Raw genomic sequence first — 19935 nt, forward strand, 5'->3', positions numbered from 1 at the left:
GGATCAGGATTCCCGGTTTTCCTTGATGTTCCAGGCCAGCACGGTCTCGGCGCCCTTGCCGCCCTTGTCGGTCTGCTCCCAGTACTGCTGCTTCACCTTGGCCGCCTGAAACGCGAACTGCACCAGCACCGCATCCCCGCCCTGCTCGGCCGTGTACTGCACCGAGGTGACCAGCACCTCTTCCAGCGTCACGCGCGTGTATTCGATCTGCGAGCCCCCGGCCTTGCACACCGACACTTCCACCTTGCTCAGGTGCTTGCCGCTCGCGCAGTTCTTCATCACCGACGGCGCCGCCTTGTCGATGCGCGCGAGCACCTGCAGGTCGTTGAAGCTCGCCTTGCCCACACCGCCACCGCCGCCGCTGACCATGTTGCCGGGCTGCGTTGCTCCCCATGCGAACGACTTGATATCCGTCCAGTCCTTGTGGTTCGAGTCCTTGGATTCGCCGTTCGCGCCCTCGACGCGCATGAACATGTCTACTGCCATGGTGATTTCTCCTGAAGTCATTGAGAGTCGTTGGTCAGCCGTGACTCTAGTAAGAGTCCGTTACTCGTGCATGACCAAAAACTGCCATCGAATTTTTTTAGAACTCGTTCGTGAATTTTTTCCGTCAGCAATACGAAGTAATTTCCGGCTCGATATTGCTTTCGAATTATTTTTTCAACGCCTTCATTCATGCGAATTGCAGGATCGCCTCAGCTCGTCGTAGCCCTTCTGCGTGATGGTCAGCACCTGTGCGGCTTTCTCGATGCCGGAGAGAGTCAACGGGCGCGAGGGTGCAGGAACGAATGCAACCACCAGCCCGGCCGCTCTCAGGATCCTGACCCTGTCGATGTCTTCGGGCGAGGTGATCGACTTGGGCAGGCGGGTCGATGCGATGCTTCGGAGCAGGTCCATGGTCATGGCAATCTCCTTGTTCAGTGATCGCTTGGGTCTGCGATCGATGAAGAGAGGATGCCGCCGGCCTCGAGGACCCGCACTGCAGGCGGGCGCCAAAGGCAACCTCTACCAGCGCCGGCGAGCATCCCTTGCAGTATTGCTCCCCGACGTGAAGGGCAGATGACTTTGCGATGGCCGGCCGCGCCCCGCGGAGTAACCGAGCGAAACTCATCCGCCCGGCTGGCGCGTGCGTTTCTTCACGCGTTGCGCATCCATCCAGCTGCATGCATTGCTACTTTCGGGTGCTGAGGCGGCGGCGTGCGATAAAGCGAGGCCCGACGATCGGTTCGTGCCAATTGCTGGCGCGCATTTCCTCCCTCATTCTTCAACTCATGAGCTCCAAGCAAATCATCACCGACCACGACCTCTGGCGCAAAGGCACGGGAGGCGCGCCCGCCGGACTGGTCGGGCAGGCCGACAGCTTTGCCTATGCCGGCCTCGATCTCAACCTGGCCCAGTTCGTCAATTCCACTTTCAATGGCAGCAGCTTCGCAGCCACCACCTTCAAGCAGGCGGTCTGGCGCGCCTGCGGGTTCACGGGCTGCAACTTCACCGGCTGCGACTTCGAGAGCATCGCCCTCACCGACTGCGTCTTCACCCACTGCGTGTTCTCCCAATCCCAGTTTCGGCAGAGCCGGCTCAGCGGTTGCCGATTCAGCAACTGCCAGTGGGAAGGACTGAATTTCGACGGCAGCCACTGGACCCGGGTTGCCGTCCTGGGCTGCACCGGAACCACCGTGCAGGCCGATGGCCTGTTTGGCGAGCAGGTCGACTTCACGGGCAGCAACTTCGAGCAACTGGAATTCCGCAACGCCCGGATCAACTGACGCGCCTTCTTCCCTCCTGGGTGCAGGGCGCTATATTGCGAACAGCCCGCTCCCCCGCTCACGGGACAAGACCATTCGCTCCAAGACCCCGGCGCCACGCGTCGAACAAGAGCAAAACCAGGAGATGTTTTTGGATCTGCGCGACCTGCAGTACTTCGAGGTCATTGCCGAACTCGAGCACATGGGCCGCGCCTCCGAGCGGCTGCACCGCACCCAGCCCGCGCTGACGAGCTGCGTCAAGCGCCTGGAGGAAGCCTGCGGCGCGGCCCTGTTCGAGCGAACGGGCCGCGGCATCCGCCTCACGGCCGCCGGCAAGGCCTTGCTCAAGTGGGCGCAGCGCACACGCTTCGACGTGGAAAGCGCGCGCCGCGAGATCGGCGACATCGGCCGCGGCCTGGCGGGCAACATCCGCATCGGCATCGTGCCCACAGCCGCGCAGTTCCTGCTTCCGCCGGCGGCGCGGGAGCTGATGAGCGAGGCACCGGGCATCACGCTTCGCACGACAGTCGCGCTGGGCGACATCCTGACGCCGCTGCTGCGGGCCGGCGAGATCGACCTGATGGTCGGCACGGAGGGCACGCAGGAGCCGGGCTTCACCTCGAAGCTGCTTGCCGAAGACCCGATCGTGGTTGCCGCGACCAGCTCGCACGAGATCTTCAAGAAGACGAGGCCGACGCTCAAGGACCTGGCCGGCTACCGCTGGGTGCTGCAGCCGCCCGGCGCGCCGACGCGCGACTGGCTGGACCAGACCTTCGATCGCAGCCATCTGCCGCGGCCCCAGGTGCAGGTGGAAAGCACGATGCTGCTGATGCTGCCGAGCCTGATCGACGAGACCGGCCTGCTGAGCTTCATCTCGCGGCTGCACCTGCAGGAAGGCCGCTCGGGCGCGGCGCTGCGCGAGGTGAAGGTCCGGGGCGTGACGATGCGCCGGCGCATGGTCGTGACCTACCGAGAGAGCGGATACCTCTCGCCGGCAGCGCAGCGCCTGGTGGTGCTGCTGGCCAACCACGGGCGTTTCCGATCGCGCTGATACCCCAAGCCGCATTTATCGGTTCCAAGAAATTATCGATTGGACCGCTAGAGAACCAGCGCGAATACTTGCCTCCATCGAACGCACCGGACCCGCTTCACAGGGCCGGGCAGTTCGGCCACTGGAGACAAGTTCATGCCCTCATTCCCGCTTCGTGCCGGCGCTTCGCGCCGTCGTCTCGCCATCGCCGCCACCGCCCTCGCTGCCGGCGCCACCCTCCTCGCACCTGCGGGCGTTTTTGCGCAGGCCTCCTATCCGTCGCGGCCGATCCGGCTGATCGTGCCGTTCCCGGCCGGCGGCGGCACCGACCTGATTGCGCGTGAGGTTGCCAACAAGGTCGCCACCAGCAACGGCTGGTCGATCGTCATCGACAACAAGCCCGGCTCGGGCGGCAACCTCGGGGTCGATGCGGCCGCCAAGGCAGCGCCCGACGGCTACACGCTGGTGCTCGGCCAGACCAGCAACTTGGCGATCAATCCCACGCTCTACGCCAGGCTGCCGTACAACCCGGAAAAGGATCTGACGCCGATCGGCCTCGTTGCCAGCGCGCCGCTGGTGCTGGTGGTGGCGGCCGACTCGCCGTACAAGACATTGACCGACGTGGTGGCCGCAGCCAAGGCCAGGCCCGACGCGCTCAACTACGCGAGCTCGGGCAGCGGCACGGTGGCGCACCTGGCGACCGAGCTCTTCCAGAAGACCGCCAATATCAGGTTCACCCACGTGCCGTACAAGGGCGCCGCGCAGGGATCGACCGACCTGATCGGCGGCCAGGTGCAGATGTACATGTCGTCGGTGCCCACGCTGATCGGGCACATCAAGAACGGCAAGATGCGCCCGATCGTCGTCACCTCGCGCAAGCGCACCACCGACCTGCCGGATGCGCCGACGGTGGACGAGTCGGGCTACAAGGGCTTCGAGGCCGCAACATGGTTCGGCGTTGCGGGCCCGGCCGGCTTGCCGAAGGACGTGGTCACCAAGCTCAACGCGGCGTTCAACAAGGCGCTGCAGGACCCCGAGGTCAAGCGCAAGCTCGCGAGCCAGGGCGCCGAGGTGAAGGGCAGCACGCCGGAGGAGTTCGGCGCCTACATCCGCGAAGAAACGGTGCGCTGGGGCAAGGTCGTCAAGGAATCCGGCGCCAAGGTCGACTGAGGCAAACGGCGCACTCACTCCCCTCTTCATTCCTCCAAGAGAAACCATGTCCTCCAACCCTCCCGACATCATTCGCAATTTCGAGCGCGTGCCCGCGCACATCGTGGCGCAGGCCGCCGAACTGCAGCCCGCCATCCTGGCCGACGTGGCCGGCCGCCGAGGCGCGATGCATGGCCGCATCAAGGCGCTGCGCCCACGCATGAAACTGGCCGGCCCCGCCTTCACGGTGGAAGTGCGCCCCGGCGACAACCTGATGATCCACGCCGCCATCGCGATGGCCAGGCCCGGCGACGTGCTGGTGATCGACGGCAAGGGCGACCAGGGCTCGGCGCTCATGGGCACCATCATGATGACGGCCTGCCAGAAGCTCGGCATCGCGGGCGTGGTGATGGACGGCGCCTGCCGCGACAGCCTTGAGATCGACGAGATGAACTACCCCGTGTTCTGCGTGGGCACCAACCCGAACGGCCCGACCAAGAACATCGCCGGGCGCATCGGCCATCCGGTTTCGGTCGGCGACGTCACGGTGCGCGCGGGCGACTTCGTGATCGCCGATGGCGACGGCGTGGTGGTGGTCGAGCGCGAGAAGATCGAGGCGCTGCTGCCCGCGGCGGCCCGCAAGGTCAGCGACGAGGCCGCTCGCATTGCCGCCATCAAGGAAGGCGACACCGCGGCCAAGTGGCTGAACAGCGCACTGCGCACGGCCGGCGTGCTCAAGGAAGGAGAGACCCTGTGAGCACCATCGTGGTGACCGGCGCCGACCTGGCGCCGCAGGCCATCGCGCTGCTCGAGGGCCATGAGATCGTCTACGCCGGAAAGACGCCGACCGAAGACGACCTGGTGGCGCTGTGCCGCGCGCACGACCCCGTCGCCATCATCGTGCGCTACGGCAAGGTCGGCGCCACGGTGATGGATGCGGCGCCCTCGCTGCGCGTGATCTCCAAGCACGGCAGCGGCACCGACACCATCGACAAGGCCGCGGCCCAGGCGCGCGGCATCGAGGTGGTCGCGGCCGTGGGCGCGAATGCCGCCGCGGTGGCCGAGCAGGCGCTGGCTCTGCTGCTGGCCTGCGCCAAGTCGGTGGTGGCGCTGGACGCGCGCATGCATGCCGGCCACTGGGACAAGGCCACGCACAAGAGCCTCGAACTCGGCGGCCGCACCATCGGGCTGATCGGCCTGGGTGCGATCGGACTGCGCTTTGCCCGCATGGCCGATGCGCTGGGCATGCGCGTGATCGGCTTCGATCCCTATGCCGCGAATCTTCCGCCCCATGTGACGGCCGTCGACCTGCCGACGATCTGGCGCGAGTCCGATGCGATCTCGCTGCACTGCCCGCTGACGGAAGACAACCGCGGCCTGGTCAACGCCGGCACGCTGGCCCGGTGCAAGCGTGGCGTGATCCTGGTGAACACCGCGCGCGGCGGCCTCGTCGACGAGGCGGCGCTGCTGGCCGCGGTGCGCTCGGGCCAGGTCGGCATGGCGGGCCTCGACAGCTTCGCGGTCGAGCCCATGGCCGCCGGCCATCCGTTCCAGGGCGAGAAGAACTTCGTGCTGAGTCCGCACATCGGCGGCGTGACCGGCGATGCCTATGTGAACATGGGCGTTGGGGCGGCCAGGAACCTGCTGCAGGTGCTCGCACGCCAGCCGGCCACGACCTGAGCGCCGGTCCACGACGCGCCGCGCTGCCAACGCCTGTCCGGCAGGCCGCGCAAGGCACGCGAATGCAACAACGAGAGACGGATCCATGAAGACAGTCATCCAGCGCATGCTTGCCGCATGCCTTCTTGCCGCGGCATCCACGCACGCGGCATTTCCGGAGCGGCCCATCACGCTCGTCGTCCCCTACGCGCCCGGCGGCTCGGCCGATGCGCTGGCGCGCGTGCTCGCCGTGCGCATGGGCGTGAAGCTGGGCACCAGCGTGATCGTCGACAACCGCCCCGGCGCGAGCGGGACCATCGGCGCGAGCTTTGCCGCCAAGGCCCCGGCCGACGGCTACACCGTGCTCTACGACGCCACGCCCTACTCCATCAATCCGCACCTGTTTCCGCGCATGCCGTATGCGGCCAATGCGCTGCAGCCGCTGGCGCTGGTCTCGCTGGCGCCGAACATCCTCATCGTCAAGGCCGAGTCGCCGATCAGGGACGTGAAGGACCTGGTCGCCAAGGCCAAGGCCGCACCGGGCAAGCTGAACTTCGCCTCCGGCGGCAGCGGCACCGTGCAGCGGCTGGCGGCGGAGCTGTTGCGCCAGCGGCTCGACCTCGACATGGTGCACGTCGGCTACAAGAGCGGCGGACCCGCCATCGTCGACGTGACCGGCGGCCAGGTCGACTTCATGTTCAGCACCATCGCGGCGTCCTATCCGCTGGTGGCTTCGGGCAAGCTGCGGGCTCTCGCGGTGTCGTCGCCCGAGCGCTCCAGGCGCCTGCCGGACGTGCCGACGGTGGCCGAATCGGTCGTGCCGGGCTACGAAGCCTTCGAGTGGAACGGCCTGCTGCTGCCGGCCGGCACGCCCGAACCCGTCGCCGCGAAGCTGCACAAGGCGCTGGTCGAGGTGCTGAAGGAAGACGAGGTGAAGCAGCGCTTCACCGACGTCGGCGTGCAGGCCGTCGGCTCCACGCCGGCCGAGTTCGCGGCCTTCCTGAAGAAGGAAGACGCGAAGTGGGCCGAGGTGATCCGCAAGGGCAGCATCAAGCTCGACTGACGCGCCGATGGCCGATCTTCCGCTCAGGCATCCCGTGCCGCATTCGGTCGGGCTCGATCGCCCGTCGCGCAGGCTGCCTGCCAACGCCTGCGACAGCCACATGCACATCTTCGATCCGCGGTTCGCGCCCTCGCGGCACTGGAAGCGGCAGCCGCCCCGCGCCGAGGTCGCCGCCTATCGCCAACTCCAGCAGCGGCTGGGCACATCGCGCACGGTGGTCGTGAACCCGTCGACCTATGGCACCGACAACGCCTGCCTGCTCGACGCGCTGGCACAGCTCGGGACGCGCGCGCGCGGCGTCGCGGTGGTCGGCGCCGAGGTGGACGATACGCAGCTCGAGCGCCTCGCGGCGCAGCGCGTGTGCGGATTGCGCGTGAACTTCGTGACGCCGCAATCCTGGGGCGCCACCACGCCGGAATTGCTGGCGGCGCTCGCGCGCAAGGCGGCGCGCCTGGGATGGCACATCCAGGTCTTCGTCCACCCCGGGCAGCTGGTCGAACTGGCGCCGTTGCTCGAGGCCTTGCCGACCTCGCTCGTGATCGACCACATGGCGCGCATCGATCCCGCCGAAGGGCCGGCCGGCGCCGCCTTCGCCACGCTGCGCCGGCTGCTCGACAGGGGCAACACCTGGGTGAAGCTGTCCGGCGTCTACATGCGCTCGCGAGAGGGTGCGCCGGCCTATGGCGACACCCATGCGCTGGGGCGTACGCTGGTGCAGGCCGCACCGGAGCGCATGCTCTGGGGCAGCGACTGGCCCCACACCACCGAGGCACCGGGCACGGTCGACGACGCCGGCCTGGTGAACGTGCTGCGCGCCTGGTGCGGTGACGACGGCGTGATGGACCGTATCCTCGTCGACAACCCGGCACGGCTCTACGGCTTCGGCGAGGCCTGACCGCCACCAACACGCCGCATCTTCCTTCACACCCTGCGGCGCCGGCGCCGCGACGGAGACACCCTTGTTCCTTCTGCAGCCCCCCGAAGTCCGAGAACTCGAAGTGTTCACGCGCATGCCCGACGCCCTGCGCCGGCGCGAGCCCAGCGCCTGGGCCGACGCCAACCGCGGCGGCCAGGCCACCGACTCCTTTCTCGAGGGGCCGGTGTTCGACGAGGCCGGCAACCTCTACGTGGCGGACATCCCGTTCGGCCGCGTCTTCCGCATCGATCCGGCCGGTGCGTGGACCCTGGTGGCCGAATACGACGGCGAGCCGAACGGAATGAAGTTCCTGGACGCGCACACGCTGCTCGTCACCGACTACAAGAACGGCCTGATGCGCATCGACGTGCGCACCGGCGCCGTCACGCCTCACCTGCAGCGGCGCAACACCGAGCGCTTCAAGGGTGTGAACGACCTGGTGCTGGACGCGCAGGGCAACATCTACTTCACCGACCAGGGCCAGACCGGGCTGCACGATCCCACGGGCCGCCTCTACCGGCTGCGGCCGGACGGGCAGCTCGATCTGCTGCTGGGCAACGTGCCCAGCCCGAACGGCGTGGCGCTCTCGCCCGACGGCAAGCTGCTCTACCTGGCGGTGACGCGCGGCAACTGCGTGTGGCGCGTGCCGCTGCTGGCCGATGGCAGCGTCGCCAAGGTGAGCCAGTTCTTCACCTCGTACGGTCCGAGCGGACCCGACGGCCTGGCTGTCGATGCGAAAGGACGCGTGATCGTCGCCAACCCGGGCCTGGGCTATGTCTGGCTGCTGAACGCGCGTGCCGAGCCGGTCGTCGTTCTTCGGGGACCGGCGGGGGCTTCCACGACCAACCTTGCCTTCGGCGGCAAGGACCGCAGCACGCTCTACGTGACCGACTCCACGCACGGAAACATCCTGAAGGCGCAGCTGGATGCGCCGGGATTGATGCTGCACCGCGGACAGCGCGGAGCCTGAGTCCTCCGAAACGTCACGCGGCTTCGTCGAAACGTCGAGAAGACTGCCGCCTTCGACGTTCTGCTCTCTACCGCCTGCCAGCCTTCGCTTCTACATTTTCTCCATGGAGCCGTAGCTCCTTTCTGGAGAAACAAAATGTCGAAGCTGCAAGTCAAGAATGTTCTGGTGCTGGGTGCGGGCAAGGTGGGCAGCACGGTGGCGGACATGATCGCCGAATACCACCGCATCCCGGTGACGCTGGCCGACCAGCGCACCGGCACGCCGTCCAATGATCCGCTGGTGCGGCAGATCACGCTGAACGTGGAGGACGAGGCGGCGCTGGCCGGCGAACTGGCCTCGCACACGGTGGTCATCAACGCGCTGCCGTTCTTCCTGGCCGCGCGCGTGGCCACGCAGGCTGCGCGGCTGGGCGTGCACTACTTCGACCTCACGGAAGACGTGGCGGCCACGCATGCGATCCGCCAGCTTTCCGACGAAGCCACGTCGGTGCTGATGCCGCAAAGCGGCCTCGCGCCTGGCGTGATCGGCATGCTCGGCGGCCACCTGGCGGGGCATTTCGACGAGCTCTACGACCTGCGCCTGCGCGTGGGCGCACTCACGCGCAATGCCACCAACAGCCTTCGCTACAACTTCACCTGGAGCATCGACGGCGTCATCAACGAATACTGCAACGCCTGCGATGCGATCGTGAACGGCCAGCTCGTGTCGGTGCAGGCGCTCGAGGGCCACGAGACCTTCACGCTCGACGCGGAGGCTTTCGAAGCCTTCAATACATCCGGCGGGCTGGGCACGCTGTGCGAGACGCTGCGCGGCAAGGTGCGCAACCTCGACTACAAGACCATCCGCTATCCAGGCCACCGCGATGCGATGAACTTCCTCTTGCACGACCTGCGCCTGATCGAGCGCCGCGACCTGCTGCGCCAGGTGCTCGAGCATGCGGTGCCGCACAGCCGCGAAGACGTGGTGATCGTGTTCGCGTCGGCCTCGGGCATGCGCGGCGGCCGCTTCGAGCAGGAAACCCGCCTGGGCCGCGTGTTCGGCGCCAGGCTTCGCGGCAAGGACCGCACTGCCATCGAGCTCACCACGGCGGCCGGCGTGGTCGGCGTGTTCGAGCTGCTGCAGCAGGGCAAGCTGCCCCGCGCCGGCTTCGTCGGGCAGGAGCAGGTGCCGCTCGAGGCCTTTCTCTCGACGCGCGTGGGCCACTACTACCAAGGGCTTGGCGTGAGCGCCCCCAGCCCTTCGCAGCAGGAGCTCGCCGAAGCCTGAGCGCTTCGCGGCGCCACGGGCGCCATGATCGGGCAGCCTCGTGCGCGCAGTGCTTTAGCATGCCGCACGATTCCCAATTTCACGAGGCTGCCCGATGGATGGAAGACTTGACGACCTCGACCGCCACCTGCTGAGCCTGCTCCAGGCCAATGCCAGGGAGCCCGCCGCCAACCTGGCGCGAAAGCTCAAGATCGCGCGCACCACCGTGGTCGCGCGCATCGCGCGGCTCGAGCGCGAAGGCATCGTGGCGGGCTACGGCGTGCGCCTGGGCCACAAGCTCGAGCATGCGGCCGTTCGCGCGATCTGCGGGCTCAGCGTCAATGCGAAGAACGCTCCCGCGGTGATCCGGGCGCTCGAGCGTGTGCCCGAAGTCGAGGAGCTCTCGGCCGTGAGCGGCCAGTTCGACTACATGGTCTTCCTGCGCTGCGACACGCCCGAAAAGCTCGATGTCCTCCTGGACCAGCTCGGCCAGTTGGAGGGCATCAACCAGACACAGACCTCCATTGTCCTGAGCCGGAAGATCGACCGGCGCAGCGCCCTTCCCTCGGTCTCCTGAGTTCCTGTTTGACATGAATGCCGCTGCGACTGGATTTCTCGGTGTGTTGATGCTCGACACGCGCTTTCCGCGCCCGCCGGGCGATGTCGGCAACGCGCAGACCTATGCGCGGGCCGGCATCCCGGTGCGCTTTCTCACGGTGGAAGGTGCATCGCCCCGACGCATCGTCGAAGAGGCCGATCCGCGCCTGGTCCAGCCTTTCGTCGACGCCGCGGTGCGGCTTGTGGCCGAAGGTGCGTCGATGATCACCACCAGCTGCGGTTTCCTGGCCGCCTACCAGGACGTGCTCTCGCAAGCGGTGCCGGTGCCGGTGCTGACCTCGAGCCTGCTGCAGGTGCGGCACTGCGCCCGGCCGGGCATCGTTACCTTCGATGCGCAATCGCTGACGCCGCAGATCCTGCAGGCTGCCGGCGTGCCCGCGGGAACGCCCGTCATGGGCGTGCGCCCGGGCTGCGAATTCCATCGCCGCATCCTGGACAACGACACCGTGCTCGACCTTGCCGAGGCGCAGCGCAATGTCGTCGAGGCGGCCGTGCGCCTGGTGGAAGCTTCCCCTTCCATCGAGAGCATCGTGCTCGAATGCACGAACATGCCGCCGTACCGCGAGGCCGTGGCTGCGGCCGTCGGGCGCGAAGTGCATGACATCGAGACGATGATCCTCAAGGCCTGGCGAGCGCAGTCCCCGGCGTGATTCACGCCTGGCCCAGCGCAGCAACCGGCGCATGCCGCGCCATCAGCTCGTCGATCCAGTCGATGAACACCCGCAGCTTCGCGCCGACATGCCGGTTCGGCGGGAACACCACGTACATCGGCATCGCGCCGAAGTGCCAGCCGTCGAACAGCGGCACCAGCTCGCCCTGGGCCACGTGGGGCGCGGCCATGTAGTGCGGCAGCCAGAGAACGCCCATGCCCGCCACGCCGGCCGCGAGGTAGGCGTTGCCGTCGTCGACTGCGACCACGTGGCGGCCCTGCAGTTCGATGTGCTCGGCGCCGCGCTGCATGCGCAGTGCCGCGACCTTGCCGCTGCGCGCGCTCAGGTAGCCCACGATGCGGTGGTGAGTGCCCTCGAGCTCGCTCGGGTGCACGGGTGTGCCGGCGCGCTCCAGGTAGCACGGCGCCGCATAGACGCCGAGCCGCAGTTCGCCCACGCGGCGTGCCGTCAGCGACGAATCGGTGAGCTCACCGCCGCGCAGCACGCAATCGACGTTGTCGCCGATCAGGTCGACCATCCGGTCGCTCACGCCGAGTTCGAGCTGGATCTCCGGATGGCGCGCATGGAACGCCGGCAGCGCAGGCACCAGGATCATGCGGGCGAACGGGCTGGGCACGTCCACGCGCAGGCGCCCCCTCGGCGAGGCCGAGGCGCCCAGCAGGCTGGCGTCCGCATCCTCCAGGTCGGCGAGCAGCCGCACCACGCGGTCGTAGTAGGCGGCGCCATCGGCCGTGACCTTGACCTGGCGCGTCGTGCGGTTGAAGAGTCTCACGCGCAGCCGCGCCTCCAGTTGCTGGACCAGCTGGGTCACGGTGGTCTTGCTCATGTGGAGCGTCTGCGCCGCCTTGGTGAAGCTGCCCGCCTCCACCACGCGGGCGAAGGCCTGCAGCGCATCGAATCGGTCCATCTCTGTGCCTCGGGTCGATTGTTTGGGCTGAGCAAACAGTCATTGTGCGTCCTGCCTGTTTATCGATCGGCCGCGCGCTTCTAGAGTCCACCGATCGCAACCTCCCTTTCCAAGAAAGAAAGAAAGCCGATCCATGTCCGCACGCAACGTTGTCTTTCCCGCCGGTCGCCAGGCGCTCTATGAGCGCAACCGCTATTCGCCCGCCATCCGCTCCAATGGCTTTCTGTTCGTGTCGGGGCAGGTCGGCAGCCGGCCCGACGGCTCGCCGGAGCCCGACCTGGAGGCGCAGGTCCGGCTCGCGTTCGACAACCTCAACGCGATCCTCGCCGCGGCGGGCTGCAGCTTCGACGACGTGGTCGACGTGACGGTCTTCATCGTCGACCCCGAATCGAAGTTCGAAACCATCTGGAAGGTGGTCGGGGAGTACTGGGGCGAGGCGCCGCACCCGACGCTGACGGGCATCGGCGTGACCTGGCTCTACGGCTTCCAGTTCGAGATCAAGGTGATTGCGAAGCTTCCGGACGAGCGCGCGGGCGGCTGACGGACCGCCCGCCCAGCCCCGGCGTCTGGGTCCACACCTTGTCGAAGGCCTCGCAGAAGGCGCGCTGCACGACCGACATCGGGCGGTACCGGTTGCGGATGACGTGGATGTCGAGCCGCTCGCTGCTGCTGAAGGGCCGCACCGCGAGGCCATGGAAGGTCTGCCCCGCGATGGCGGTACGGTCCACCACCGCGATGCCGACACCGGCCTGCGCGAACCAGCAGGCGGTCGTCGACGAACGCACCTCGACGTCGAGGTGGAGTTCCTCGGCCTCCTTGCCGTAGGCCCGGTGCAGGCTGCGGCCATACGCGCTGCTTTCGGGCGACGTGATGATGCGGTGGCCTCGCAGGTCCACCGGACGGACGATCTTGCGCCCGGCGACGGGATGGTCGCTGCGCATGACGCAGGCGAGCGTGCACTGGTAGCGCTTGACGACGAGGAGGTTCGGATGGTCGTTGGGCAGCAGGCCGATCGCCAGGTCCATCGAGCGATCGAGCAGTGAATCGACCATGATCGGCGCGACGAGCACCTCGACCCGGCACTTGAGCCGCGGGTATTGCGCATGGAGAAGCGCCATGGCCTGCGGCACGAGGTAAGGCGCAAGACTCGCGGACACCGCGATGCGCAGCATGCCGGTGTCGGGTTGCGCGAGGCTGCGCGTGACGTCCCGCACCCGATCCACGCCGCGCCACAGGGTCTCGATCTCCTGGTGCAGCAGATGGGCCTCGGGGGTCGGGATCAGCCGGCCCTTGATTCTCTCGAACAGGGTCAGGCCGGTCTGGCGCGCGATCTGCCCGAGCAGCTTGCTCACGGCCGGCTGCGACACGTGCAGCAGCTCCGCGGCGCCGACGACACCGCCCGTGAGCATCACGGCACGAAAAACTTCCATGTGGCGCAGGTTCATGCCTTGAATTCTCCATCGCATGCGCCGGCCAGGAGTCGGCCAGCACATAACCAAAGGTTAATCCCTTGCCAATTCTTTTCATTTGCGGGGCCGGTCGAGCCTCACAACAATGAAGGCACTCCTACAAGACCAGAGACAAAGAAGATGAATGCACACGAGTACGGGCGACTGTCTCGCCGGCGCCTGCTGCAGGCCGCATCGCTGGGCGCACTGGCGGGAACACGGGCGGCGCATGCCCAGGAGTTTCCGACCCGGCCCGTCAAGCTGATCGTTCCGCAGCCACCGGGCGGTGCGGCCGACCGGCTGGCGCGGATCTTCGCGCAGGCACTGGAGGCCCGGTGGAAGCAGTCCGTAGTGGTGGAAAACAAGCCGGGCGGCGGCGTGGTGATCGGAACGCTCGCGACCGCGCGCGCCGCCCCCGATGGCCACACCTTCGCCCTGCTCGGAAGCTCCCTCAGCATCAATGCCGCCCAGCGCAAGGACCTGCCCTACGACACGGCCAAGGATCTGGCGCCGATCGCGCGCATCGGCTATTTCACCATCGTGCTCGTGGCGCCGGCCGACTTCGGCGCCAGCAACGTGCGCGAACTGATCGCCATGGCCAGGAAGAACCCGGGGACGCTTTCGTTCGCATCGAACGGCATCGGCACATCCGCGCAGCTGGCCGGCGAGATGCTCAACCACATGGCAGGCATCCAGCTCCAGCACGTGCCCTACAACGGCGCGGCCAAGATGTACACCGACATGATCGGCAAGCAGATCCCGCTCGGTTTTTCGGTGGCGTCTTCCGCGGAGAGCTTCATCCGGTCGGGACAGCTCAAGGTGCTGGGCGTGACCAGCAAGGAACGCAGCCCGCTCTATCCGCAGTGGCCCGCCATCTCCGAGACGCTGCCGGGCTTCGAAGCCGTGAACTGGGCAGGTTTTGCCGCGCCGGCGGGCGTGCCGCGCGCCGTGACGGCCAGGCTGGCCGACGACATCCTGGCCGTGCTGGCGGCAGCCGACGTGGCCAAGGCCATGGCCGAGATGGGCATCGAGGTCAGGCCGCAAGGGCCGGACGAGTTCCAGGCCTTCATCCAGTCCGAGATGCGGCGCTTTGCCGAGATCACCAAGCCGCTCAACAAGCCATCCACCTGAACCCGCAGAACCTCCAGCGATGACCCAGCCCATGACCTCTCCGTCCGAATATTCCTTCAGCCGCACCATCCCCGTGGACGACAGCTACGACCTGGTGGTGGCCGGCGGCGGCCCCGCCGGAACGGCCGCGGCCGTGTGCGCGGCCCGGCTCGGCCTGAAGACCCTGCTGGTCGAGGCCACCGGCTGCCTGGGCGGCATGGGCACCTCGGGCCTGGTCGCGTCCTTCGGCCCGGTATCCGATGGCGAGCGCATGCTGGTCGGCGGTTTCATGAAGGAGCTGCTGGAGACGATGTGGCGCCAGAAGGCTTTCGGCCCGCACGTGATTCGCGAATTCCTGGACGGCCAGCTCAACCGCTGGGTGCCCTTCAAGCCCGAGCATCTGAAGCGCATCCTCGACGATTTCGCCGTTGCGGCCGGTGTCGAGCTGCGCTTCTTCACGCGGCTGATCGAAGCGGACGTGCAGGACGAACGCGTGCGCGGCGTGGTACTCAGCAACGTCGAGGGCCTGCGCTACGTCAAGGCGCGGACCTTCGTGGACGCCACCGGCGACGCCGCGCTGGCCGCGCTCGCGGGCGCCGAATGCAAGGTCGTGCTGCGCGATACGGACACCGTCGCGCCGAGCACGCTGTGCTCGCTCTTCGGCGGCATGCGCTGGGACGATCCAGCCTACGGTGACGACTGGCGCGGCATCGACGCGGCCAAGGCCCGCACCAAGACCGAGCTGCTGGAACGGGCCATCGCGGACGGCCACTTCACGCAGGCCGACCTCTTCATGCCGGGCATGAACAAGATCGGCGAGCGCACGGCCAGCCTGAATGCGGGCCACGTGTTCAACCTGAATCCGCTGTCCAACCGCAGCCTGTCGGACGGCATGGTTTTCGGACGCAAGCTGGCGGTGGAATATCTGGAGTTCTTTCGCAAGTACGTGCCCGGCTGCGCCGATTTAGAGCTGCTGACCACCGCGCCGGTGATGGGCGTGCGCGATTCGCGGCGCATCGTCGGCGAGTTCGAGCTGGGCATCGAGGACTTTCGCAACCGGCGGCAGTTTCCAGACCAGATCGCGGTCTACAACCGGCCCACGGATGTCCACCCCACCGATACCTCCAAGGCCGAGTACGAACGCTTCCTGCGCGACTTCGACGGCAAGGACAACCTGGGCCGCGGCAACAGCGTGGGCATTCCGTACAGCATCCTGGTGCCGCGCGGCTCGCAGAACCTGTGGGTGGCGGGGCGCTGCCACTCGAGCGATACCAAGGTGCATGGGTCGATCCGCGCGCAATCGGCCGCCTACATGATGGGACAGGCCGTTGGGACTGCCGCCGCACAATCGGTCGCGAGCGGCGAGCCGGCCTGCGACCTCGACACGCAGGTGCTGGTCGAAAAGCTCCGGGAGCACGGCGCCTACCTGCCGCAGAAGACGCTGGCGAGAACGATGACGCGCTGAGCGGCTGCCCGGTCCGGTCCGGTGGCACCTTGGTCCTGGTGACGAACGACGGCAAGCTCAAGCACATCGGCCGCACCCGCGCCATCAACCGACGATCGCGCGCTTGACGTCCTCCTGAAGACTGCGCAAATGCGCGCACATGGCATTGCGTGCCATCACTGGATCACGGGCACGCAGCGCATGGATGATCTCTCCGTGCTCGTCGTGGTTTTCGCGCTGGCGATGCAGCGGGCTGTGCAGCCGGAACAAGCGCGCGTTCACGCGCAGTTCCTCGACCAGCCTCGGCAGCACGACGTTGCCGCTGGCCGCCGCAATGAGCAAGTGGAACCGGTCATCGAAATGCCAGTGCTCGGTCTCGTCGTGCTCACCGGCGTCCAGCGACTTCAGGTCGGCCTCGAGCGCATCGATCTGCGCGTCGCTGATCTTGTCGATGGCGAGCACGATGGCTTCGCCCTCGATGATCTCGCGCGCTCGCATGCAGTCGAAGTATTCCTTGGTGCCCAGCGCGCGCACCGCATAGGAACGCGCATCGCGGCGCACCAGCAGCCCTTCGCCGGCCAGCCGCACCAGCGCCTCGCGCATCGGCGTGCGCGAGATCCGGAGTTCTTCCGCGAGCCGGCCTTCCTGCAAGGGACTGCCGGCCGAGATCTGGCGATCCAGGATCAAGGTGCGCAGGCGCGCATAGGCCTGTTCGGCCAGGCTGGCGGAGCGCACCTCGAGCGGTGCGATGGTGATGGTGGCGGGTTGGGCGGGACTGGGAAGGCTGGGCATGCGACAAAAAAAGGTTTCCACAGACGGTGTCGAAAAAGCTTAGCAGGCTGACCGTCGTGGGCCGAATGGTCTCACAGCCATTTGTCCAGCGGACTTCCGGCGTTTGGCGTTCGCGGACGCAGGCAGGGCTGGAACTGCCCCGAGCCAGGTTCAGCCGAAAAGACGCCGTCCTGCCACACCACCCGTCCGCGCGACACCGTGACTGCGGGCCAGGCCCGCAACCGCATGCCTTCGTACGGCGTGTAGTCAGCCGCGTGATGGAGCATGTCGTTGGCGATGATCTTCTCGCACCCCGCCTCGAAGACATCCCAGACGACGAAGTCGGCATCGCCGCCCACGGCGATCGTTCCCTTCTTCGGATACAGGCCGTACATGCGCGCCGGGTTGGTGGCCGTGAGTTCGACGAAGCGGTGCACGTCGATGCGCCCGGCCAGCACGCCCTCGCTCATCAGCAGCGGCATGCGCGTCTCGACGCCCGGAATGCCGTTGGGAATGCGGTCGAAGGAAGCATCGTCGCCGGCCACGCGTTTGCCGTCGGGGCCGTCGATGTTGAACGGCGCATGGTCGGACGAGAACACTGTGAAGAGGCCGCTCGCCAGGCCGTTCCAGATGAACTGCTGGTTGGCCTTGTCGCGCGGCGGCGGGCTGCAGATGCAGCGCGCACCGTGCATGGGATCGTCGGGATCGATGCCCAGGTCTTCCGCGCTCAGGAACAGGTACTGCGGGCAGGTTTCGGCAAAGATCGGCAGTCCGCGCCCGCGCGCCCAATGGATCTGCTCGACGGCCTCCCGGCCCGAGACATGCACGATGAGGATCGGCGTGTCGATCAGTTCCGCCAGCGCGATCGCGCGGTGCGTGGCTTCGCGCTCCACCGCCATCGGCCGCGAACTCGCGTGATAGCGCGGAGCCATGAGCCCCGCGTCCAGCAACTGCTCGGTGAGCCAGGCGATGCAGTCGCTGTTCTCCGCGTGAATCATCGTCATCGCGCCCTGCCGGCGCGCCACCGCAAGCACCTCGATGATCTGGCGGTCGTCCAGCTTCAGGTCCTCGTAGGTCATGTAGATCTTGAACGAGGTGTAGCCCTTCTCGATCAGGGCGGGCAGTTCGCGCTGCGTCACGTCCCGGGTGGCGTCGGCGACGATCAGGTGAAAGGCGTAGTCGATCACCGCCTTGCCGTCGGCACGGCGGTGGTAGTCGTCGACCGCGTCCTGGATGCTGCCGCCCTTTTGCTGCGCGGCAAAAGGCAGCACGGTGGTCGTGCCGCCGCAGGCTGCCGAGCGCGTTCCGGTGAAGAAGTCGTCGGAGAAGCGCGAGCCGTCGCCGGTGGGCTGGTCGAAGTGGCAATGGCCGTCGACGCCGCCGGGCGTGACGAGCCGGCCGGCCGCATCGATCTCGCGTGCCGCACTGCCGTCGAGCTGCCGGGCGATGGCGCAGATGCGTCCGTCGCGAACGCCGATGTCGGCGCGGTAGCGGTCGCCCACGGTAGCGATGTCGGCGTTGCGAAGGATCAGGTCGTAGTGCTGCATGACGGACTCCCGGCTAGCGTTGCTCGAGCACGACGTCGGCCGTGGTCACCGCCACGGGCTCGCTCGCATTGCCGTAGGCGCGGCCATAGTGGCGCTCGATGCGGCGCTGGATGAAGTCCCACACCGTGGTCATGAGCAGGTAGTAGATCGCGGCCACGATGAACAGCTCCAGCACCATGAACTTCTCCTGAATCAGCACCTGGGTGCGGCGCAGCAGCTCTTCCATCGAGATCACCGAAGTGATGGACGTGGTCTTGAGCAGGCCGTTGATGCTGTTGCCCAGCGTCGGGATGATCAGCCGCATCGCCTGCGGCATCACGATGTAGCGCATGCTCTGTGCGCTGCTGAAGCCGACGGCACGCGCCGCATTCGTCTGGCCAGCCGGCACCGACTGGATGCCGCCGCGCACCACTTCGGCGAGGTAGGCCGCCTCGTTGAGGATCAGGCCGAGCAGCGCCGACTCGATCACCGACAGCTTGAGGCCCAGCTGCGGCAGCCCGGTGAAGATGATGATCAGCTGGACCAGCAGCGGCGTGCCGCGGAACACCCAGATGTAGAAGTGCGCCGGCGCGGCAAGCCAGGAATGGCGCGACAGCCTGGCCAGGGCCAGGGCACATCCCACGACCAATCCGCCTGCAATCGCCGCCAGCGTCAGCCACAAGGTGGTGAACGCACCGCTCAGGATGTATGGGTTGAACAGATAGCCGAAGAAGCCCGACCAGTTCCAGCCTTGTCCCATGGATGTTCCTTGGTTGACGAAGTCAATGGCGCACAGGGCGGGCGCTCAGCTCGCCGGTCCCTTGACGACCACGGCGCCGTCTGTCGCCTTGACGCCGTACTGGTCGAGCAGCTTGTTGAAGGAGCCGTCGGCCTTCATGTCGTTGAGCACCTTGGCCACCGCAGTCGAGAGTTCCTTGTTCTTGGCGGCCAGCGCGACCGGCGTCGGGAACAGGCCTTGCAGCACGCGGTCGAAGTCGCCGCGCTTCTGGTACTCGGCACCGGTGGAGTCGATCGACAGGGCCACCTCGACCTGGCCGGCGCGCAGCGCCTGGAACGCCATCGCGAAGTTCTCGAAGGTGCGGATGGTCATGCCCTTCAGCCCCTTGTCGGTCAGCTGCTTGTCGAGTTCGCGCGCCTTGCGCTCCTCGAAGCCGCCAATCTCGACGCCGATGCTCTTGCCGGTCAGATCCTCGGGCTTGCTGATCTTCAGCGGGTTGCCCTTGGCGGTGCTGATGCTGATGGCCTGGTCTTCGTAGGGCAGCATCTGCATGAGCTTGGCGCGCTCGTCGGTATAGAAGATGCCGGTGTTGATGACATCCCAGCGGCCCGCCTGCAGGCCCGGGATCATGGCCGAGAACTCGATGCGCACGTACTCGGGCGTGAGACACAGGCGTTTGGCAATGGCTTCGCCCAGCTCGACTCGCATGCCCTTGAGCGCGCCGGTCTGGTCGACGAACTGCATCGGCGGCAGGGTCGGGTTGACCGACATGATCAGCGTGCCCTTTTTCACCAATGCGGCGTCGGGCACCGGCGACTTGCAGGCCTGGGCGTTCGCAGCCCCCATTCCGAAAATGAAAAGCGCAGCGACCGAAGCGAAAGCGGGGAGCAGTTTCATGGTGATTTCCTGGTGGAGGTTGAACGA

At 67.1% G+C, this 19935-nt stretch carries 22 protein-coding genes; 14 read left to right on the forward strand and 8 right to left on the reverse strand.

Going from position 1 to position 19935, the window contains the following annotated elements:
- Positions 1 to 3 precede the first annotated feature (3 nt).
- A complete protein-coding gene (locus tag RZE77_RS31095) occupies positions 4 to 486 on the reverse strand; it encodes an Hcp family type VI secretion system effector (RefSeq protein WP_319427133.1) in 483 nt (160 codons plus the stop codon).
- A gap of 183 nt (positions 487 to 669) precedes the next feature.
- Entirely contained in the window at positions 670 to 903 is a 234-nt protein-coding gene (locus RZE77_RS31100; RefSeq protein WP_062364917.1) for a hypothetical protein, read from the reverse strand.
- 368 nt (positions 904 to 1271) lie between these two features.
- On the opposite strand from RZE77_RS31100, the gene RZE77_RS31105 reads away from it, so the two are divergent.
- The 11 genes from RZE77_RS31105 (at position 1272) to RZE77_RS31155 (ending at position 11045) form a co-directional block, all read left to right on the forward strand.
- Entirely contained in the window at positions 1272 to 1766 is a 495-nt protein-coding gene (locus RZE77_RS31105) for a pentapeptide repeat-containing protein (protein WP_319442537.1), read from the forward strand.
- Positions 1767 to 1890: 124 nt separating this feature from the next.
- Positions 1891 to 2796: a LysR family transcriptional regulator gene (locus tag RZE77_RS31110; protein WP_319442538.1), complete on the forward strand. Its 906-nt coding sequence runs from the start codon at positions 1891 to 1893 to the stop codon at positions 2794 to 2796.
- A 135-nt stretch (positions 2797 to 2931) separates the two neighbouring features.
- Positions 2932 to 3945, forward strand: coding sequence for a Bug family tripartite tricarboxylate transporter substrate binding protein (locus tag RZE77_RS31115; RefSeq protein WP_319442539.1), 1014 nt, complete (start codon positions 2932 to 2934; stop codon positions 3943 to 3945).
- A gap of 46 nt (positions 3946 to 3991) precedes the next feature.
- Positions 3992 to 4681, forward strand: coding sequence for an RraA family protein (locus tag RZE77_RS31120; protein ID WP_319442540.1), 690 nt, complete (start codon positions 3992 to 3994; stop codon positions 4679 to 4681).
- Positions 4678 to 5604 carry an NAD(P)-dependent oxidoreductase gene (locus RZE77_RS31125; RefSeq protein WP_319442541.1) on the forward strand — a complete coding sequence of 309 codons (927 nt, stop codon included), beginning with the start codon at positions 4678 to 4680 and terminating at the stop codon, positions 5602 to 5604. Before RZE77_RS31120 ends, RZE77_RS31125 begins: the two co-directional genes overlap by 4 nt.
- An 85-nt stretch (positions 5605 to 5689) precedes the next feature.
- On the forward strand, positions 5690 to 6646 hold the full coding sequence (locus RZE77_RS31130; RefSeq protein WP_319442542.1) for a Bug family tripartite tricarboxylate transporter substrate binding protein: 957 nt from the start codon (positions 5690 to 5692) through the stop codon (positions 6644 to 6646).
- A gap of 7 nt (positions 6647 to 6653) precedes the next feature.
- The gene (locus RZE77_RS31135) at positions 6654 to 7541 is read left to right on the forward strand and encodes an amidohydrolase family protein (protein ID WP_319442543.1); all 888 of its coding nucleotides are present in this window, start codon (positions 6654 to 6656) and stop codon (positions 7539 to 7541) included.
- 64 nt (positions 7542 to 7605) lie between these two features.
- On the forward strand, positions 7606 to 8532 hold the full coding sequence (locus RZE77_RS31140; RefSeq protein WP_319442544.1) for an SMP-30/gluconolactonase/LRE family protein: 927 nt from the start codon (positions 7606 to 7608) through the stop codon (positions 8530 to 8532).
- A gap of 135 nt (positions 8533 to 8667) precedes the next feature.
- Positions 8668 to 9798, forward strand: coding sequence for a saccharopine dehydrogenase family protein (locus RZE77_RS31145; RefSeq protein WP_319442545.1), 1131 nt, complete (start codon positions 8668 to 8670; stop codon positions 9796 to 9798).
- Between the two features lie 94 nt (positions 9799 to 9892).
- Positions 9893 to 10354 (forward strand): Lrp/AsnC family transcriptional regulator, encoded by a 462-nt coding sequence (locus RZE77_RS31150; RefSeq protein ID WP_015865647.1) that lies wholly within the window; start codon positions 9893 to 9895, stop codon positions 10352 to 10354.
- 13 nt (positions 10355 to 10367) lie between these two features.
- On the forward strand, positions 10368 to 11045 hold the full coding sequence (locus RZE77_RS31155) for an aspartate/glutamate racemase family protein (RefSeq protein WP_319442546.1): 678 nt from the start codon (positions 10368 to 10370) through the stop codon (positions 11043 to 11045).
- Between the two features lies 1 nt (position 11046).
- Here the strand turns inward: RZE77_RS31155 and RZE77_RS31160 are convergent, their stop codons facing one another.
- Entirely contained in the window at positions 11047 to 11973 is a 927-nt protein-coding gene (locus RZE77_RS31160) for a LysR family transcriptional regulator (protein WP_319442547.1), read from the reverse strand.
- A 133-nt stretch (positions 11974 to 12106) separates the two neighbouring features.
- Here RZE77_RS31160 and RZE77_RS31165 point away from each other — a divergent pair, with 133 nt between their 5' ends.
- Positions 12107 to 12514 carry a RidA family protein gene (locus RZE77_RS31165; protein WP_319433849.1) on the forward strand — a complete coding sequence of 136 codons (408 nt, stop codon included), beginning with the start codon at positions 12107 to 12109 and terminating at the stop codon, positions 12512 to 12514.
- Here RZE77_RS31165 and RZE77_RS31170 read toward each other — a convergent pair.
- A complete protein-coding gene (locus RZE77_RS31170; protein ID WP_319442548.1) occupies positions 12471 to 13418 on the reverse strand; it encodes a LysR family transcriptional regulator in 948 nt (315 codons plus the stop codon). The genes RZE77_RS31165 and RZE77_RS31170 overlap by 44 nt on opposite strands.
- A gap of 144 nt (positions 13419 to 13562) precedes the next feature.
- On the opposite strand from RZE77_RS31170, the gene RZE77_RS31175 reads away from it, so the two are divergent.
- Together RZE77_RS31175 and RZE77_RS31180 are read left to right on the forward strand one after the other, a co-directional pair.
- Positions 13563 to 14552, forward strand: coding sequence for a Bug family tripartite tricarboxylate transporter substrate binding protein (locus RZE77_RS31175; protein ID WP_319442549.1), 990 nt, complete (start codon positions 13563 to 13565; stop codon positions 14550 to 14552).
- Positions 14553 to 14583: 31 nt separating this feature from the next.
- Positions 14584 to 15996 (forward strand): FAD-dependent oxidoreductase, encoded by a 1413-nt coding sequence (locus RZE77_RS31180; RefSeq protein WP_319442550.1) that lies wholly within the window; start codon positions 14584 to 14586, stop codon positions 15994 to 15996.
- An 84-nt stretch (positions 15997 to 16080) separates the two neighbouring features.
- Here the strand turns inward: RZE77_RS31180 and RZE77_RS31185 are convergent, their stop codons facing one another.
- From RZE77_RS31185 to RZE77_RS31200, 4 genes are all read right to left on the reverse strand, one after another.
- On the reverse strand, positions 16081 to 16767 hold the full coding sequence (locus RZE77_RS31185; RefSeq protein ID WP_319433851.1) for a GntR family transcriptional regulator: 687 nt from the start codon (positions 16765 to 16767) through the stop codon (positions 16081 to 16083).
- A gap of 71 nt (positions 16768 to 16838) precedes the next feature.
- Positions 16839 to 18293: a dihydropyrimidinase gene (gene hydA, locus RZE77_RS31190; RefSeq protein WP_319442551.1), complete on the reverse strand. Its 1455-nt coding sequence runs from the start codon at positions 18291 to 18293 to the stop codon at positions 16839 to 16841.
- 13 nt (positions 18294 to 18306) lie between these two features.
- Positions 18307 to 19032 (reverse strand): amino acid ABC transporter permease, encoded by a 726-nt coding sequence (locus RZE77_RS31195; protein ID WP_319442552.1) that lies wholly within the window; start codon positions 19030 to 19032, stop codon positions 18307 to 18309.
- Positions 19033 to 19077: 45 nt separating this feature from the next.
- On the reverse strand, positions 19078 to 19908 hold the full coding sequence (locus RZE77_RS31200) for an ABC transporter substrate-binding protein (protein ID WP_319442553.1): 831 nt from the start codon (positions 19906 to 19908) through the stop codon (positions 19078 to 19080).
- Between the last annotated feature and the right edge of the window lie 27 nt (positions 19909 to 19935).

This window comes from Variovorax sp. SPNA7 (genome assembly GCF_033807855.1).
GTDB classification, from domain to species: Bacteria; Pseudomonadota; Gammaproteobacteria; order Burkholderiales; family Burkholderiaceae_C; genus Variovorax; species Variovorax beijingensis.